Source organism: Pseudomonas sp. R37(2017) (genome assembly GCF_002113375.1).
GTDB lineage: Bacteria > Pseudomonadota > Gammaproteobacteria > Pseudomonadales > Pseudomonadaceae > Aquipseudomonas.
Genome location: NZ_NEHO01000004.1, coordinates 407,780 through 422,839 on the forward strand (window position 1 = coordinate 407,780; position 15,060 = coordinate 422,839).

Here is a 15,060-nt window from a genome sequence, read left to right on the forward strand (position 1 = left end):
TCCAAGGTTCTTCAAATCCTGATTTAACGACTCAACCCATCGTGTGACGCTGCGGGTCTTCTGTTTTCTGCGGTTCACTCTATGGACGGTTGGCCAGTCGTAATCCACCTCAAGGCATCCGCTGGCGCTCGAGCGTCGAGCCTTGGTCGTCGGTTCACGTCCGCCACCGCGCCAAACCTCTCTGCACTTCCTTCTGAACTGGCCTTCTGGGCGCTTTGGCATTGCCGCCATGCGCGCCCGCCGGATTCCCGCTTTTTCTGCTGATTATCCCTACATTTTCCGGTTGAAGCCGGGATCAAAGCGCGGGTGCTTTTGCGTGCCCGTATGACGCGGAAAAAGAGAATTCCCATGAGCAGTGCCACGACCTCGTTTGCCACCCCGCAAGAAGCCCTGACCTTTCTGGAGCAGAACCCGGACATTGAAATGTTCGAACTGTTCATCCTCGACAACAACGGAGTACCGCGGGGCAAACTGCTGCATCGTGACGAGTTGCTGGCGGTGTATGAAAGCGGGCGGCCCTTGCCCAGCACCATCCTCGGCCTGACCATCAATGGCGATGACGTGGAAAATTCCGGGCTGGTCTGGGATGTCGGGGATATCGACTGCCGGGCCTACCCGATCAGCGGCAGCCTCACGCGTATGCCGTGGCGTCTGATACCGACCGCGGCCGTGCAGGTCAGCATGCACCCGACCCAGGGAATGCCCGCCACCATTGCCGATCCCCGTCATTTGCTGGCGAAAGTCATCGAAGGCTTGCAGGCTGACGGTTATTACCCGGTCATGGCGGCGGAATTGGAGTTCTATCTGCTGGATCAGCAACGCGACAGCGACGGCCGGCCTCAACCGGCGCGGGATGTCGATGGTGGGCGTCCGCGCGGTACTCAGGTCTATGGTTTGCGTGAGCTTGAGCAGATCGAACCGTTCCTGGCCGATCTCTATACCGCCTGCAAGCTTCAGGGGATTCCGGCGCGCACGGCCATTTCCGAATACGCGCCGGGGCAGGTGGAAATCACCCTGGAACACCGCACCGACGCGCTACAGGCGATGGACGAAGCGGTGCGCTACAAGCGTCTGGTCAAGGGCGTGGCGCACAAGCACGGCATGACAGCCTGCTTCATGGCCAAGCCTTTCGATGACCTGGCCGGCACCGGAATGCACATGCACGTGAGCCTCGCGGACAAGGACGGTAACAACCTGTTCGCCAGCGAAGCCCCGGATGGAGCGCCGCTGCTCAAGCAGGCCGTCGCAGGCATGCTGAGTACCTTGCTTGATTCGCTGTTGATGTTCTGTCCGAACGCCAACTCCTACCGTCGATTCCAGACCAACAGCTACGCACCTCTGGCGGCCACCTGGGGCGTGGACAATCGCACCGTGAGTTTGCGCGTACCTGGCGGTCCGGCGTATTCCCGACATATCGAGCATCGAATTTGTGGCGCGGATGCCAACCCCTATCTGGCGGCTGCGGCGATTCTGGCCGGTATTCATCGCGGTATCCGCGAACAGCTCGACCCTGGTGCGCCGGTGGAAGGCAATGGTTACGCCCAGGCTGCGAAATTGTTGCCGACAGACTGGCTGACCACATTGCGTTCGCTGGAGGGTTCCAGTTGGGCCAGGGAAGCCTTCGGCGGCGAATTTCTGGGTGTCTACCTGGCGGTGAAGCGTGCCGAGTATCGCCAATTCATGGGCGAGGTCGGAGAGCAGGATTGGCGCTGGTACTTGCATCAGGCTTGATTGAAAGCTGAGTGGAAGCTGAACTGTTCTCAAATACTCTGCAGGTTTCAGGCGGGTCTGCAAGCCAACTAATTGTTGGCTTCTTTTTCACAAAAAATTGATGGATGGCTACCTAAAATTAGAACTGTCTCGGTAAATGAAATTTTCACATTTACCGAAGACACTTCTTTTCAGGACCCGCCGAACCTCATGCTTAAGATTAAAGCCGTGCGCCCAGAGTGGGTGACACTGATTGCCAGCGTATTTTTGTTGGTTTGTTTCAATTTCGTACTCTGGCAACACCTGTTCGAAATCACCACTTCCGACGGTAAGGGCATCGTCATGCGCGTGGCTTTCGGGGTGATGATCTGCGCGGCCTTCAACATTCTACTGACTCTGCTGGCATTCCGGCCGGTGCTCAAGCCGGTCCTGATCCTGCTGTTCATGATCAGCGCGGGCGTGGCGTATTTCATGAGTCAGTATGGTGTTCTTATCGACACTGGCATGTTGCGTAACTTCGCTGAAACCAATGCCACGGAAGTTCGCGATTTACTCTCGATCAAGTTGTTTTTTTATATTGTGTTGCTTGGTGTTTTACCGTCTTGGCTGTTGTGGAAAACGCCGATCAGTTATCGGCGTTGGCATCGTGAATTGCTCAGTAAAGTTATGGTGGCCTTTGCTTCGGCGGCGGTGATCGGTGGTGTTGCATTGATTAACTATCAAGGTCTGTCTTCACTGTTTCGCAACCATCACGAATTGCGCCTGATGGTGGTGCCAAGCAACTACATTGGTGCCTCCGCTGGTTTCCTGCGCGAGAAAGTAGCCACTGCACGGCAGCCCTTTGTCAAACTCGGTGAAGATGCCCAGCGCAATTCGGCCTGGCAAACTCATGGGCGCAAATCCCTGACTGTTCTTGTCGTGGGTGAAAGTGCCCGGGCGGAGAACTTCGGCATCCTTGGCTATAGCCGCGACACCACGCCGAAACTGAGTAAGGAAGACGGCCTGATCGCCTTCACCGATGTGCACTCCTGCGGCACCGAAACCGCTGTCTCGGTGCCTTGCATGTTCTCCAATATGGGGCGCAAGGACTATGACGCCAGCAAGGCAAAGAACGAAGAAGGCCTGCTGGATGTGCTCAAGCGTGCAGGTATCGAGGTGATCTGGCGTGACAACCAGTCAGGCTGCAAGGGTACGTGCGATCGCGTCACCGTTGAAGATGTCAGCAACCTGAAAGATCCGGCGCTGTGCGCCAACAGTGAATGCCGCGATGAAATCCTCCTGCAAGGGCTGCAGCACTTCATCGATACCCTGGACAAGGACACGGTATTGGTACTGCACCAGATGGGCAGCCACGGTCCGGAGTACTTCAAGCGTTATCCGAAAGAGTTCGAGCGCTTCACCCCTGTTTGCGAAAGTAATGCCCTGAACAATTGCAGTCGCGAAAGTATCGTCAATGGCTACGACAACACCCTGGTGTACACCGACCATGTGCTGTCGACGTTGATCGATCTGCTGCGCAGCAATCAGGAAAAAGTGGATACCGCGATGCTGTACCTGTCGGACCACGGCGAATCCCTGGGTGAGTACAACTTGTTCCTCCATGGCACGCCTTACATGCTGGCGCCGGAGCAGCAAAAGCATGTAGCCATGTTTGCCTGGTTCTCCGACAGCTATAAAAAATCGTTTGCGGTAGATACCCATTGCCTGCAACAGAGTCGTGAAAAGCCCCTGAGTCAGGACAACCTGTTCCATTCGATGCTTGGGCTGCTGGAGGTCAACAGCAAGGTCTACAACCAGGATCTGGACATGTTTGCCGGATGTCGCGGGCCAGTTGTCGACGGCGTGTTGGCCAAAGATTGAGTGCTCCGATTTTGTTTCACGCGGAGGCCGCCGACCTGCGGCCAGAACTTTCATCAAGAGCTATTGCACATGTCCGCTCAGCCCCCGTCCGCCATTGAGCTTGAGATTGCCCGGCGCTACGACCAGGAGCACGCGCGCGTCTGCCTTCAGCCGCAAGCGCCTGGCCTGACCGGACGTCTGGTGCTCTGGCGTGAGGAGCGTCTGGTGCGCAATGCACTCAAGGTCGCCGGCGAACCAGGGCTGATCCTCGACGTGGCTTGTGGTGTGGGGCGTTTTTGGCCGGTGCTGGCCGAACATGCCAATCGGGTGATCCTGGCGACGGATCCCTCCCAGGACATTCTCGATCACGCCCACACACACCACCCGCAGAGTCTGATGAAGCGGGTCAAGACCTTTCAAAGCTCCGCATTCGCGATTGGCTTGTCGGAGAACGCGGTTGACTGCATTTTTTGCATGCAACTGTTTCAGCATCTCACCAACCCGGAACATCGCCTGGCGATGTTGCGCGAGTTTTACCGGGTCAGTCGCGATACGGTGATGGTCGCGGTGCGTCTGGAAGGTCGTTTCCAGAGCGCGGGTTCGGGGATGGAAGGACCATTGCCGAGCAAGAGCGAGGTGGAAAGCGAGTTCAGGCAGGCGGGTTTCCGTTTGCTCAGCCATCAGGAGTTTTTCCCCGGTTGCGCGCGGATGCGGATTTACGTGCTGGGTAAGACCAGCTAGCGCGACGTTGTAGGACTATTCTTCATGTCGCGCAGTAATTTTCGCTAACGCTCTTGTTCAGTGGATGCGTGGAAATCGCCGGGGGCGATATATACTGCGCGCCATTCTTCAAGGGAGAGCCGTGTGGCCATCGATATTCACTGGATTCGCGACAACGATAGCCTCGGACGGTTGTGTGCCGAGTGGCAGCAACTGCCATTCGTTGCCCTCGACACCGAATTCATGCGGGTCGACACCTTCTATCCGATCGCAGGCCTTCTGCAGGTCGGCGATGGCGAACGCGCCCACCTGATTGACCCGCTGACCATCGACAACTGGCAACCCTTGGCCGCATTGCTGGAAAACCCGGCCGTGGTCAAAGTTGTTCATGCGTGCAGCGAAGATCTCGAAGTCTTGCTACGCCTGACTGGCAGCCTGCCGGCGCCACTGTTCGATACTCAACTGGCCGCCGCTTACCTGAACCTCGGGTTCTCCATGGGCTATTCGCGGCTGGTGCAGGAAGTGCTCGGTATCGACCTGCCCAAGGGTGAAACCCGTTCCGACTGGCTGCAACGTCCGCTTTCCGAAACGCAGGTCAGCTATGCCGCCGAAGATGCCGTGCATTTGGCTGAAGTCTTTGTAAAGCTGCGTCCAAAACTGTCTGACGACAAGTACGCCTGGGTCCTGGAAGACGGCGCCGAGCTGGTGGCCAACCTGCGCCGCGAGGTCGATCCGTACGAGGTCTATCGCGATGCCAAGCTGGCCTGGAAGCTGTCTCGCGCCCAACTCGCGGTTTTGCGTGAGCTCTGCGCCTGGCGCGAAAAGGAAGCCCGGGCCCGTGACCTGCCGCGCAACCGGATTATCCGCGAGCATTCGCTGTGGCCGCTGGCGCGTACGCAACCGGATAACCTGGGTGCCCTGGCGAAAATCGAAGACATGCACCCACGTACCGTGCGTCAGGACGGCGAATTTCTGCTTGATCTGATCAAGCGCTCTGGCAGTGTGTCGCCTGACCAATGGCCGCCAGCCGTGCCGGAGCCGCTGCCAGTGGATGCCGCCACGTTGCTCAAGCAACTGAAGGCCATCGGCCAGGCCGAGGCCGAGCGCCTGAGCATCGCGCCGGAACTGATGCTGCGCAAGAAAACCCTGGATGCGCTGCTCAAGAGCGGCTTCCCCAATGGTCCCTACCAATTGCCTGATTCGCTGCGTGGCTGGCGCCGCGAATTGATGGGCCAGGCGCTGCTCGACAGCCTGGCCACCGCCGGAGAACAGCCTTGAAACATATTTGCTCCATCTACCGCAGCTCGAAGAAAAACGAAATGTACCTGTACGTGCTCAAGAGCGATGCTCTGGAGCGTGTGCCGGATGCCCTGATGGCAGCCTTCGGCAAGGCCATCCACGCGTTCGACCTGGTGTTGACCCCCGAGCGCAAGCTGTCGCGCGAGGACATCGCGGTCGTGCTGGAAAACCTCGAAAAACAGGGTTATCACCTGCAAATGCCACCTGCCGAAGAAGAGTACATCGAGCACTTGCCGGAAGAGTTGTTGCGTCGCAACGATCCAGTGTGAGCGGCAGACAGTCCTGTCCACGGTGGTTATGGAACACCGATTGATTTTAGCGATGGCAGCGTCGACGGAGCACCGCTCCGTCGGCTGTCGTCTGCACCGTTTTTGAAAGGTTTGAAGCATGCGCGTCCTGATTGCTGAACACGACCACCCTGTGTACGCCCAACTGTTACGCGAGGCAGCACCGGACCTGGAGGTGCTGACCAGCGGTGATTCCGCCGAACTGGCCAGTCAGGCCGTCGACTGCCCGGTGTGGCTCGGCCAGCCCGATTTGCTGGCGACCCTGTTACGCCAGGGCCATCAACCGCAATGGCTGCAATCGACCTGGGCCGGCATCACGCCGCTGCTGGCCGACGGCTTGCCGCGGCACTACCGGTTGACGCGTGCCGTCGGCATCTTCGGCCAGGTCATGGCCGAGTACGTACTCACCTATATGCTCGGTCACGAACGTGAGGTGCTGGCGCGGCTGGTCAGCCAGGTCGAGCGCAAATGGGACAGTCGTCATGGCCAGAGTCTGGCGGGGCGCAAAGTGTTGATCGTCGGCACCGGCGATATCGGTCAAAGTGTCGCGCAGTTCCTCGTGCCGTTTGGCGTCGAGCTGTATGGCGTTGCCAGCAGCGCGAGGGAGCAGGCACCGTTTATCGAGGTCGGTTCACTGGCAGATCTGCCACGCTTGGTGGGTGAAGTCGATTACGTGGTCAATCTGCTGCCGAACACGCCGGACACCCACGACATCTACGACGCGGCGCTGTTCAAGCAATTCAAGCCGACCGGGTTGTTCATCAACGCCGGGCGCGGTGTGGCGGTGGTCGATGCGGATCTGGTGGAAGCCTTGAAGGAAGGGCATCTGGCGGGCGCGGTCATCGACGTGTGCCGTCAGGAGCCATTGCCACAGCGTCATCCATTCTGGACCGCCTGGGGCCTGTTGCTGACCGGCCACAGCTCGGCACCGACTTCGCCGTCGATGATGGTGAAGCTGTTTGTCGAAAACCTGCGGGCGTATCAGGCGGGAGAAGCATTGCGCGGGGAAGTGGATTTCGATCGCGGGTACTGAAAACACCCTAAAACTGTAGGAGCGAGCCTGCTCGCGATGAGGCCGGCACATTCAACATTGAAGTTGACTGGCACTGCGCTATCGCGAGCAAGCTTCCACAGGGACTTTCAGTATGGCTCAGAGGGTGAAGTCACCTTCAGCCGCCAGCTCGCTCAATGGACGACGCGGGCTCGGTTCTTCACGGGCTTGCAGGTAATCCGACAGACTCGCCTTGTCCCCCAGCTTGCCCACCGCGACGGCGGCGTGCAGAGCGTAACCTTGCGGAATGTTCAGCTCCTTGCGGGTCAGTTCCTGGTCGAAACCGGCCATGCCGTGGGTATGCCAGCCGCTCAGGCTCGCTTGCAAGGCCAGGTGACCCCAGGCCGAACCGGTGTCGAAGGTGTGCCACAGGGCCGGGGTTTCTTCGGCGGCGCCAGGCACGGCAAAAGTGGTTTTCGAGATCACGATCACCAGGGCCGAAGCATGTTGCGCCCAGCTGCGGTTGAATTCATTGAGCAGGCCAAGGTAACGCTCCCAGTTTGGCGTGTCGCGACGTGCGTAAAGGAAGCGCCAGGGTTGCGAGTTATAGGCCGAAGGTGCCCAGCGCGCGGCTTCGAAGAAGCTCAGCAGGGTTTCCTCTGGAATCGTTTCGCCAGTGAAGGCGCGGGGCGACCAGCGATCGGTGAACTGAGGGTGAATGGCGTAATCGGCAACGCGTGGGTTGGCACTCATCAAGAGATTCCTTGCTACGTTTGAAAGTGGGAGCGACGCAAAACCCTACTTGTCAGCGCAAAAACTGACAAGCCCGTTCTACCGACAGTCGCCCATGCTTGGCCCAAGGGGCTTCGGGCACTAGACTGGCGGCCTTTTCATCACCTGATGTCGATGCTCGAACCATGGCCGCCAAAGTAGAACCGTTCTGGATACGCAAAACCCTCGATCAACTGGATCAGGAGGAATGGGAGTCGCTGTGCGATGGCTGTGGGTTGTGCTGCCTGCAAAAGCTTGAGGACGAAGACGACAACAGCGTTTATTACACGCGTATCGCCTGCAAGCTGCTGGACCTGAAAACCTGCCAGTGCACGAACTACCCTAACCGCCGTGATTCCGTGCCGGACTGTATCCAGCTCACGCCAGGCAAGGCTGACGAATTCAAATGGCTGCCGCCGACCTGCGGCTATCGCCTGGTCAGCGAAGGCAAGGACCTGCCGTTGTGGCATCACCTGGTGTGCGGTGACCGCGATGCCGTGCATCACGAGCGCATTTCCCAGTCCGGGCGCATGCTCGCCGAGGGCAGCGTGCCGGAAGAAGATTGGGAAGATCATCTGATTTTCCGCGCGGGTTGACTGCCTGAGATTTAACCTTTCACGAAGGAGTGTGTATGGCTGTGGGATGGCGGCAGGCGTGGGGCGCTGGATTACTGGCGGTGAGTTCGCCCGTATGGGCTGCGAACAAGGTCAATCTGGATTATCACGTGCGCCTGTTGCCGCAGAGCGATCAGGCCGAAGTACGCCTGACGCTTGCCCAGGGCTCGGCGGTACGCAGCCTGGACTTCAACCTTGGCGACGGTAGCCACTACAGCGATTTCAAGGCAGATGGCCAATGGCAATTGATCCCTGGCCAAGCGGCGCGCGGTGTCTGGCGTCCGGCAGCCGACAAGGCCAGCCTGACCTACCGCGTGAAAATCAGCCACGGGCGCAAGAACGGCAGCTTCGACACGCGCATGACGCCAGATTGGGCGTTGATGCGCGGCGACGATCTGGTGCCGGCGGCCAGGCTCGATCAACAGGACGGCACCGAACTGGTTTCACGCCTTGAATTCGAGCTGCCCGGTGGCTGGAAAAGCGTTGAAACCGCCTGGTCACGAATCGGCAAGAACAAATTCCGTATCGATAACCCCTCCCGGCTGTTCGACCGACCCACTGGCTGGATGCTCGCTGGCCAGTTGGGCAGTCGCCGGACTCGTCTGGGCGAGACCGAGGTCACCGTCGCCTCGGCGCAGGGGCAGGGGATGCGCCGTATGGATGTGCTGACCCTGCTGACCTTCGTCTGGCCGCAAGTGCAGGCGCTGTATCCGCGCCATCCCGGCAAGCTGTTGATCGTCGGGGCCAATGATCCAATGTGGCGCGGCAGCCAGTCGGCGCACGAGTCGATCTATCTCAACAGTCACCTGCCGCTGGTCAGCGAAAGCGGCACCAGTGCCCTGGTCCGTGAGTTGGCACAGGTGTTCGGACGGATCAACGGCACCCAGCGCAGTGACTGGATCAGTGAAGGTTTTGCCGAGTATTACGCCATCGAGCTGGTGCGCCGGGCTGGCGGCATGAGTGATGAGCGCTACGAGAGCCTGCACGGCAAACTGGTCAATAACAGCCAGACAGTCACCACGCTGCGTGGCGAGCAGGTCAGCCCGGCGCAAGTAGCCAGGGCGGTGGTTTTGCTGCAGGAGCTGGACGGCGAGATTCGCCTGAAAACCCATAACAAGCGGTCACTGGACGATGTGTTGCGCGGGGCGATGCGGCAGGGGGATATCGATACCCAGGCGTTTGTTCAACTCAGTGAAAGCGTGATCGGTGGTTCTTCGAAGGTGCTCAGTACCGAGTTGATTCAGTAACTGCGCATTCGCGAGCAGGCTCGCTCCCACATTTGATCTGCGCCGTACACAAATCCCCTGTGGGAGCGAGCCTGCTCGCGAAGGGGCCATCAGACTCGAAAAGCCATCTGGATCAAACCCCGGCTTTCGGTGATTTCAACGAGTCATTGCCAGTCACGGTGGCGGATTTGGTCGCCGCCTCGGCATTGGCCTTCAACTGGCTCAGTTCCTCGCCCGCCCGCTGAATTTTCGCCCGTACGTTGTTCATGTCCTGACGGCCTTTCTCCAGCAGGCTTTTCGCCGAACTGTGGCCGGTGATACCTCGCGCCAGGGCCACGCCGCCGATGGCCACCTGGATCAGGCCGAAGATCCCGCCACGCCGCAGGCCCTTGCCCACCATCACCACGCCACCGGCCAGGGAGCCGATGCGTTCCCAGCCCTGCACGTTCTGCTCGGACGGGCTCTGGAACGGGGTGGATTCGATACGCTCGACGCGTTTGAGTTGGCTCATGGTCTGTCTCCAGGCTTCAGTGATCGATAGTCAAACTGACTGCAAGGACAGGCAGCTTGTTCAATCGGATGTGCGGCGATTCAGCGGAATTTTGGCCCGGAGCGGGTATTGAGCCCCTTGGCCATGCGGTCGTAGAGCACGACGTTGACCGTGGCGGCCAGGTTCATGCAACCGGTGGTCGGAATGTAGACCACGTCTTCGCACCAGTCGCGAATCTCTTTATCCAGCGATCCGTCCTCCGGGCCGAAGATGTAGAGCGCGCGATCCGGGTGGGTGTATTCGGGCAACGGGCGGGCGCCCTCCACCAGTTCCACGGCGACGGGCACACAATTGAGGGGCAGGATTTTCTTCAGGTCGTCGATGCCGATCAGCGGGATGTCGTAGTGCACGCGCTTGGTATCTGTGACGAAGTCGGCGGCGCGTTCATAGCGTTTGCCGGTGTAGAACACCGATGCCACGCCATAACAGCCAGCGGCGCGCATCACCGAACCGACGTTCTCCGGTGATTTGGGGTTATACAAACCAATGCAGCTGTACCGTTTGTCTGCCACGAGCGGGGTGCCTTTCGGAAAAAAAGCGCGATTATACGGGGATTGGGGCGGGGGTGTTCGGTTTGAGATTGGCGGTGTTTGAGCAATTGCTATCGCGAGCAGGCTCGCTCCCACAGTTGACCGAGGTGTCCGGACGGACGCGGATCAATGTGGGAGCGAGCCTGGTCCGGGCGGCGAACCGACGAAGAGGCCGGTTAAGGCGCTGAAAATCTTCAGTCTTCTTTTTTCATCAACCCGGCCAGGGCGGCAAACGGGTTATGCGTGGCCTTGGCGATTTTCGGCGTGCTGAGGGAGCCTTCGTCGAAATACTGCTGGTCGGTATACCGCGAGTGTTCGTTATCGTGGCAGTACAGGCACAACAGCTCCCAGTTCGAACCGTCCTGCGGGTTGTTGTCGTGGTTGTGGTCGCGGTGGTGCACGGTCAGTTCGCTCAAGCGCTTGCCGGAGAATTCACGGGCGCAGCGACCGCAGACGTGCGGGTACATCTTCAGGGCCTTGTCGCGGTAGCCCATTTCCTTGTCGCGCTGATTGTCGGCGAGGATGCGATCCAGCTTCGAAGTGTTGGTCGGGGTGGACGAACTCATGGTTCACCTTTGTAAATGACTAATGACGGTATTAAGCGAAGTTTAGCTCAGCCCTTGGGCTTCTCGGCAATCCAGATGGTGTGGCGGGCGCCCTTGTCGACGTCGAGCACAGAACGAAACGTTTCATGGGGCTCGCTTGAAGAAAGTTGGCAGAACTCGAGAGGGCAAACAGACGCAGTTGGGAGTAGCCTGTTCATGACGACAAGGCCAACGGAGCCATTGATGAAGCGCACCATTCTAACGGTCATTGCCCTGGCCGCGCTCTCGATAACTGCAGCGCAGGCCCAACAGCTGCAATCGATTCCCGTCAGCCCCGCGCCGATGCCCGGATCGCCCGGCACCGCGACGCCCACGCCGTACCCGCAGATCAGCCCGGCGCCGTTGCCCAAAGTCGGCCCTGGCAGTAGCGGTCCGCCGTTGGTGCCAATCGAAATGCCGAGCCCGCCGACCAAGGACCAGCCTGTGCCGGGGATTGAGCCGAGCCCGCCCAAACCCAAGCCGCCGGGTGGCTAGACCTGCTGTGAAAGCAACTGGCCGTCGGCCATGCGCAGGCGTTTGGACAGGGACACGGCAAGGGCACGGATGATCTTGGCGGCGATTTTCGGAGCGTCGTTGAGCATCTTTTCCAGTGAGTCCTTGCCCAGGTTGAGCAACTGGCAATTGCTCGCGGCTACGCAACTGGCCGAGCGCCGCTCGCCATCGAGCACGGCCATCTCGCCAAACGAGCGACCGCTGCGCAAGGTGGCGATGGTGACTCGTTGCCCGTCAGCGGTGGTTTTCTGCACCGCTACCTGACCTGTGTGGATGATGCACATGAAACTGCCGGCATCACCCTCCTGGAAGATTTCCTCGCCCTGGGCGATGGTACTGATACTGAAGTAGCCCGAAGCCGCGACGAAGTCCGCCGGCAGCAGTTGATCGAACAGGCCGCAATCCATCAGCCAGTCGCGAATTTCGTTGTTCAGAAAGGTTGGTTCAGACATGTCGTCACGGTCTTTTTGTAGTGTCTGTTGTTCCGGGGATGAGCCGTTCTTGTGGGAGCGAGCCTGCTCGCGAATGGGTCGTCACAGCCAATGGAGGTATTGAATGTGCCATCGTTTTCGCGAGCAGGCTCGCTCCCACAGGGGATATGCAGTGTATCGGCCTGCCTGGTGCGCAATTGAGACTGGTTCATCGGCCCAAGTTCCTCAGGCAATACCCAGTACCTTGAACAAAAACGCATATTCGAGCGCTACGTCACGCAATCCCTGATATCGACCGCTCATCCCGCCATGCCCGGCACCCAGTTCTGTCTTGAGCAGTAGCGGATTGCTGTCGGTCTTGGTCGCGCGCAACTTCGCCACCCACTTGGCGGCTTCCCAATACTGCACACGGCTGTCGTTGTAGCCGGCGATCACCAGGGTCGCCGGATAAGCTTGGGCGCTGACGTTTTCGTACGGCGCGTAGGCCTTGATCCGATCGTGGACGTCCGGTTCTTCAGGGTTGCCCCACTCGTCGTATTCCGTGACGGTCAATGGCAGGTCAGGGTCGAGCATGGTGTTGAGTACGTCGACGAACGGCACTTCGGCGATGGCGGCGCCAAACAGCTCCGGCCGTTGATTGAGCACCGCGCCGATCAGCAAGCCACCGGCGCTGCCGCCGCTGATCGCCAACTGCGGGGCAGAGGTGAAGCCTTGGGCGATCAGGTGTTCGGCGCAGGCGATGAAGTCGCTGAAAGTGTTGTGCTTGTGCTCCTGCTTGCCGGCGCGATACCAGGCTTCACCCAGTTCGCCGCCGCCGCGCACGTGGGCAATGGCAAACGCCATGCCGCGATCCAGCAGGCTCAGGCGTGCATGGGAAAACCATGGGTCGAGGCTTTCGCCATAGGCGCCATAACCGTAGAGGTACAGCGGCACGGGCTTGCCGAGGTCGGCGCGCTTGATCACCAGGCTGATCGGTACTTGCGTGCCGTCCGGCGCAGTGGCCCACAGGCGCTGGCTGACATAGACGTCGGCATCGAACGGGCCGAGTACCGGGGTTTGCTTGAGGACTTTCTGCTCGCCGGTCGCCAGTTCAAGCTGACGGATTTGCGCGGGGCGATTCAGCGCTTCGTAGCGCAGGCGAATTCGCTCGCTTTCGAATTCCAGGCTGTTTTGCACATGCAGGCTGTAGGCCGCATCCGGCAATTGCACGCGATAAGGCGCCTGGCCCTGCGGATGAACCTCGATAACTGGCAAGCCGCCGACCCGCAGGCTGAGGGTCATGGCCCCGGTATTCAGGCTGATGCCGTCGATCATCACCGTGTCGCTGTGGGGGATCAGGTTCTGCCAGTCGGCTTCGGTGGGGGCTATGCCGGTATCGATGGCCGTGTACAACGCGAAATTGATGCCGTCACGGTTGCTGCGAATGAACCAGGTCCATTGACCGTCGAGCACACCGTGGTCCACATCGTACTCATGATCCTCGACCCTTGGCGCCAGGCAGGTAAACGCCTGCTGGGGCCGGGAGGCATCGAGGACCCAGACTTCGCTGGTGGTCTTGCTGCCCACGGACAGCAGCAATTGCTGCTCGGAGCTCGAACGGTAGCAATGCATGAAGAAGCGACCGTCCGGCTCATGGAACACCTCTTCGGCCGCCGTGCCATCCAGGCGATAGCGATACAGCTTGTGCGGGCGATGGGTGTCGTCCAGTTCGCCAAAGAACAGCGTCAGGCTGTCGTTGGCCCAGGTCATGCTGCCGTCACAGTCCTGGAATTCCAGTTCGCTGACGCGACCGTCGGACAATTCCTTCACGAACAGCGTGTAAATCTCATCGCCGCTGGAGTCGACGCTGTAGGCCAGGCGTTGATGGTCCGGGCTGATGCTGAACGCCCCTAGCGAAAAGAAGCCACCGTTGGCCAGTTCGTTGGGGTCCAGCAGCAGTTGTTCGCGGTTTTCGTCGAGGGTCAGGCTGTCATCGGACGGACGGGGGCAGCGGTAGTGCCGGGCGTACTCATCGCCCGCCGTGGTGCGGGTGTAGTACAGATACGGTCCCCACGGCGAGGGCAGGGACAAGTCGGTCTCGAGAATCCGCCCCTTGATCTCCTCGAACAGGGTTTCGCGCAGCTCGGCCTGGTCGGCGGTTTGCGTTTGCTGATAGCTGTTTTCGGCTTTCAGGTAGTCGAGCACTGCATCGGTATCGCGCTCTTGCAGCCAGGCATACGGGTCGGAGCCTTCAGCCTTGTGGGCAATCGGAGCGTCGTGAATGTTGGCGGATGGGGGCATGAAGGGCTCTCGAGCAGTGTACGGAGTTGGGGGTGAACAACCTGTAGGAGCGAGCATGCTCGCGATGAGGTCAGTACATCCAACATCAATGTTGACTGTCAGTCCGCTATCGCGAGCATGCCGCAAGCGGGCACCCGCTCCTACAGGGTTCTATGTCTTGATGCAGCCTGATGGGCGAAAAGCCGTTATCATAAGCGCCTCTTTGCCTGCCTTGCCATGGACACCATGACCGAGAACGACTATCTGATCGCTTGGGGCCTTTACGCCTTCGCCGCTTTGGGCTGCCTGTTGGTGTGGATGCGCTTGACCCGCTGGATGTGGCGTTGGCTGCGAGAGCCGCTGCGGCTGGTGATGGCCGTGCTGCTGTTCAGCCCGACCATCGTCGACCCGGTCAAGGAAAAGGTCGCACCGGCCGTCGCCATTACCGCGCTCGACCTGCTGTTCAAGGTCGGCAACAACGCCTGGCGGGCGATTTCCGACCTGTTCATGTACGGCATGATCGCGTTCGGCCTCTATCTGGTACTGGTGGCGATCCGTTTCCCCATCGAGCGCGCTTCCAATGCCCGCAAGGAGCGTGAGGCTGCCGCCCAGGCCGCCGTCCGCGCCGACGAGCGTGAGGATGATCAACCCTTCGGCGGCGCCGGCGATGATCGTTACGGTCGTCCACCGGTGCCGAGCAACCCTCAGCGGATGCGAGTGGAACCCCGTCTGTAAC

16 protein-coding genes are annotated in these 15,060 nt (G+C 59.8%); 10 read left to right on the forward strand and 6 right to left on the reverse strand.

The features are described from left to right. Positions 1 to 348: 348 nt before the first annotated feature. From CAG47_RS09900 to CAG47_RS09925, 6 genes are all read left to right on the forward strand, one after another. Positions 349 to 1,731: a glutamine synthetase family protein gene (locus tag CAG47_RS09900; RefSeq protein ID WP_085724693.1), complete on the forward strand. Its 1,383-nt coding sequence runs from the start codon at positions 349 to 351 to the stop codon at positions 1,729 to 1,731. 189 nt (positions 1,732 to 1,920) lie between these two features. After that, positions 1,921 to 3,570, forward strand: coding sequence for a phosphoethanolamine transferase (locus CAG47_RS09905; RefSeq protein ID WP_085724694.1), 1,650 nt, complete (start codon positions 1,921 to 1,923; stop codon positions 3,568 to 3,570). 69 nt (positions 3,571 to 3,639) lie between these two features. Next, complete coding sequence (locus tag CAG47_RS09910) at positions 3,640 to 4,290, forward strand: class I SAM-dependent methyltransferase (RefSeq protein ID WP_085724695.1); 651 nt, start codon at positions 3,640 to 3,642, stop codon at positions 4,288 to 4,290. A gap of 123 nt (positions 4,291 to 4,413) precedes the next feature. Then, on the forward strand, positions 4,414 to 5,547 hold the full coding sequence (gene rnd, locus CAG47_RS09915) for a ribonuclease D (protein WP_085724696.1): 1,134 nt from the start codon (positions 4,414 to 4,416) through the stop codon (positions 5,545 to 5,547). Further along, positions 5,544 to 5,837, forward strand: a complete 294-nt coding sequence (locus CAG47_RS09920) for a YcgL domain-containing protein (protein ID WP_085724697.1) — start codon at positions 5,544 to 5,546, stop codon at positions 5,835 to 5,837. Before rnd ends, CAG47_RS09920 begins: the two co-directional genes overlap by 4 nt. A gap of 118 nt (positions 5,838 to 5,955) precedes the next feature. Beyond that, on the forward strand, positions 5,956 to 6,888 hold the full coding sequence (locus tag CAG47_RS09925) for a D-2-hydroxyacid dehydrogenase (RefSeq protein ID WP_085724698.1): 933 nt from the start codon (positions 5,956 to 5,958) through the stop codon (positions 6,886 to 6,888). A 117-nt stretch (positions 6,889 to 7,005) separates the two neighbouring features. Here CAG47_RS09925 and CAG47_RS09930 read toward each other — a convergent pair whose 3' ends face one another. Next, entirely contained in the window at positions 7,006 to 7,599 is a 594-nt protein-coding gene (locus CAG47_RS09930; protein ID WP_085724699.1) for a nitroreductase family protein, read from the reverse strand. 164 nt (positions 7,600 to 7,763) lie between these two features. Here CAG47_RS09930 and CAG47_RS09935 point away from each other — a divergent pair, with 164 nt between their 5' ends. Next, entirely contained in the window at positions 7,764 to 8,213 is a 450-nt protein-coding gene (locus CAG47_RS09935) for a YcgN family cysteine cluster protein (RefSeq protein ID WP_085724700.1), read from the forward strand. Positions 8,214 to 8,248: 35 nt separating this feature from the next. Next, entirely contained in the window at positions 8,249 to 9,478 is a 1,230-nt protein-coding gene (locus CAG47_RS09940; RefSeq protein WP_085724701.1) for a hypothetical protein, read from the forward strand. A 112-nt stretch (positions 9,479 to 9,590) separates the two neighbouring features. On the opposite strand, the gene CAG47_RS09945 is transcribed toward CAG47_RS09940, so the two are convergent. From CAG47_RS09945 to CAG47_RS09955, 3 genes are all read right to left on the reverse strand, one after another. Further along, entirely contained in the window at positions 9,591 to 9,968 is a 378-nt protein-coding gene (locus CAG47_RS09945; RefSeq protein ID WP_085724702.1) for a DUF2892 domain-containing protein, read from the reverse strand. An 80-nt stretch (positions 9,969 to 10,048) separates the two neighbouring features. Then, entirely contained in the window at positions 10,049 to 10,519 is a 471-nt protein-coding gene (locus tag CAG47_RS09950; protein ID WP_007911337.1) for an RNA methyltransferase, read from the reverse strand. 212 nt (positions 10,520 to 10,731) lie between these two features. Further along, complete coding sequence (locus CAG47_RS09955; protein ID WP_007898702.1) at positions 10,732 to 11,103, reverse strand: YajD family HNH nuclease; 372 nt, start codon at positions 11,101 to 11,103, stop codon at positions 10,732 to 10,734. A 222-nt stretch (positions 11,104 to 11,325) separates the two neighbouring features. Here CAG47_RS09955 and CAG47_RS09960 point away from each other — a divergent pair, with 222 nt between their 5' ends. Further along, positions 11,326 to 11,616, forward strand: coding sequence for a hypothetical protein (locus tag CAG47_RS09960; RefSeq protein ID WP_085724703.1), 291 nt, complete (start codon positions 11,326 to 11,328; stop codon positions 11,614 to 11,616). Here the strand turns inward: CAG47_RS09960 and CAG47_RS09965 are convergent. Together CAG47_RS09965 and CAG47_RS09970 are read right to left on the reverse strand one after the other, a co-directional pair. Beyond that, positions 11,613 to 12,086, reverse strand: coding sequence for a cyclic nucleotide-binding domain-containing protein (locus CAG47_RS09965; protein ID WP_085724704.1), 474 nt, complete (start codon positions 12,084 to 12,086; stop codon positions 11,613 to 11,615). The genes CAG47_RS09960 and CAG47_RS09965 overlap by 4 nt on opposite strands. 204 nt (positions 12,087 to 12,290) lie before the next feature. After that, the gene (locus CAG47_RS09970; RefSeq protein WP_085724705.1) at positions 12,291 to 14,345 is read right to left on the reverse strand and encodes a S9 family peptidase; all 2,055 of its coding nucleotides are present in this window, start codon (positions 14,343 to 14,345) and stop codon (positions 12,291 to 12,293) included. Positions 14,346 to 14,561: 216 nt separating this feature from the next. Between CAG47_RS09970 and CAG47_RS09975 the strand changes: the two genes are divergently transcribed. Beyond that, positions 14,562 to 15,059 carry an MFS transporter gene (locus CAG47_RS09975; protein ID WP_085724706.1) on the forward strand — a complete coding sequence of 166 codons (498 nt, stop codon included), beginning with the start codon at positions 14,562 to 14,564 and terminating at the stop codon, positions 15,057 to 15,059. Position 15,060 lies beyond the last annotated feature (1 nt).

Bases quoted from the DNA above. Each gene is read 5' to 3' on its own strand.
- CAG47_RS09930 (WP_085724699.1), bottom strand. From the start codon at position 7,599: ATGAGTGCCAACCCACGCGTTGCCGATTACGCCATTCACCCTCAGTTC.
- CAG47_RS09945 (WP_085724702.1), bottom strand. From the start codon at position 9,968: ATGAGCCAACTCAAACGCGTCGAGCGTATCGAATCCACCCCGTTCCAG.
- CAG47_RS09955 (WP_007898702.1), bottom strand. From the start codon at position 11,103: ATGAGTTCGTCCACCCCGACCAACACTTCGAAGCTGGATCGCATCCTC.
- CAG47_RS09925 (WP_085724698.1), top strand. From the start codon at position 5,956: ATGCGCGTCCTGATTGCTGAACACGACCACCCTGTGTACGCCCAACTG.
- CAG47_RS09960 (WP_085724703.1), top strand. From the start codon at position 11,326: ATGAAGCGCACCATTCTAACGGTCATTGCCCTGGCCGCGCTCTCGATA.
- CAG47_RS09940 (WP_085724701.1), top strand. From the start codon at position 8,249: ATGGCTGTGGGATGGCGGCAGGCGTGGGGCGCTGGATTACTGGCGGTG.
- CAG47_RS09970 (WP_085724705.1), bottom strand. From the start codon at position 14,345: ATGCCCCCATCCGCCAACATTCACGACGCTCCGATTGCCCACAAGGCT.
- CAG47_RS09900 (WP_085724693.1), top strand. From the start codon at position 349: ATGAGCAGTGCCACGACCTCGTTTGCCACCCCGCAAGAAGCCCTGACC.
- CAG47_RS09905 (WP_085724694.1), top strand. From the start codon at position 1,921: ATGCTTAAGATTAAAGCCGTGCGCCCAGAGTGGGTGACACTGATTGCC.
- CAG47_RS09910 (WP_085724695.1), top strand. From the start codon at position 3,640: ATGTCCGCTCAGCCCCCGTCCGCCATTGAGCTTGAGATTGCCCGGCGC.
- CAG47_RS09935 (WP_085724700.1), top strand. From the start codon at position 7,764: ATGGCCGCCAAAGTAGAACCGTTCTGGATACGCAAAACCCTCGATCAA.
- CAG47_RS09965 (WP_085724704.1), bottom strand. From the start codon at position 12,086: ATGTCTGAACCAACCTTTCTGAACAACGAAATTCGCGACTGGCTGATG.
- CAG47_RS09975 (WP_085724706.1), top strand. From the start codon at position 14,562: ATGGACACCATGACCGAGAACGACTATCTGATCGCTTGGGGCCTTTAC.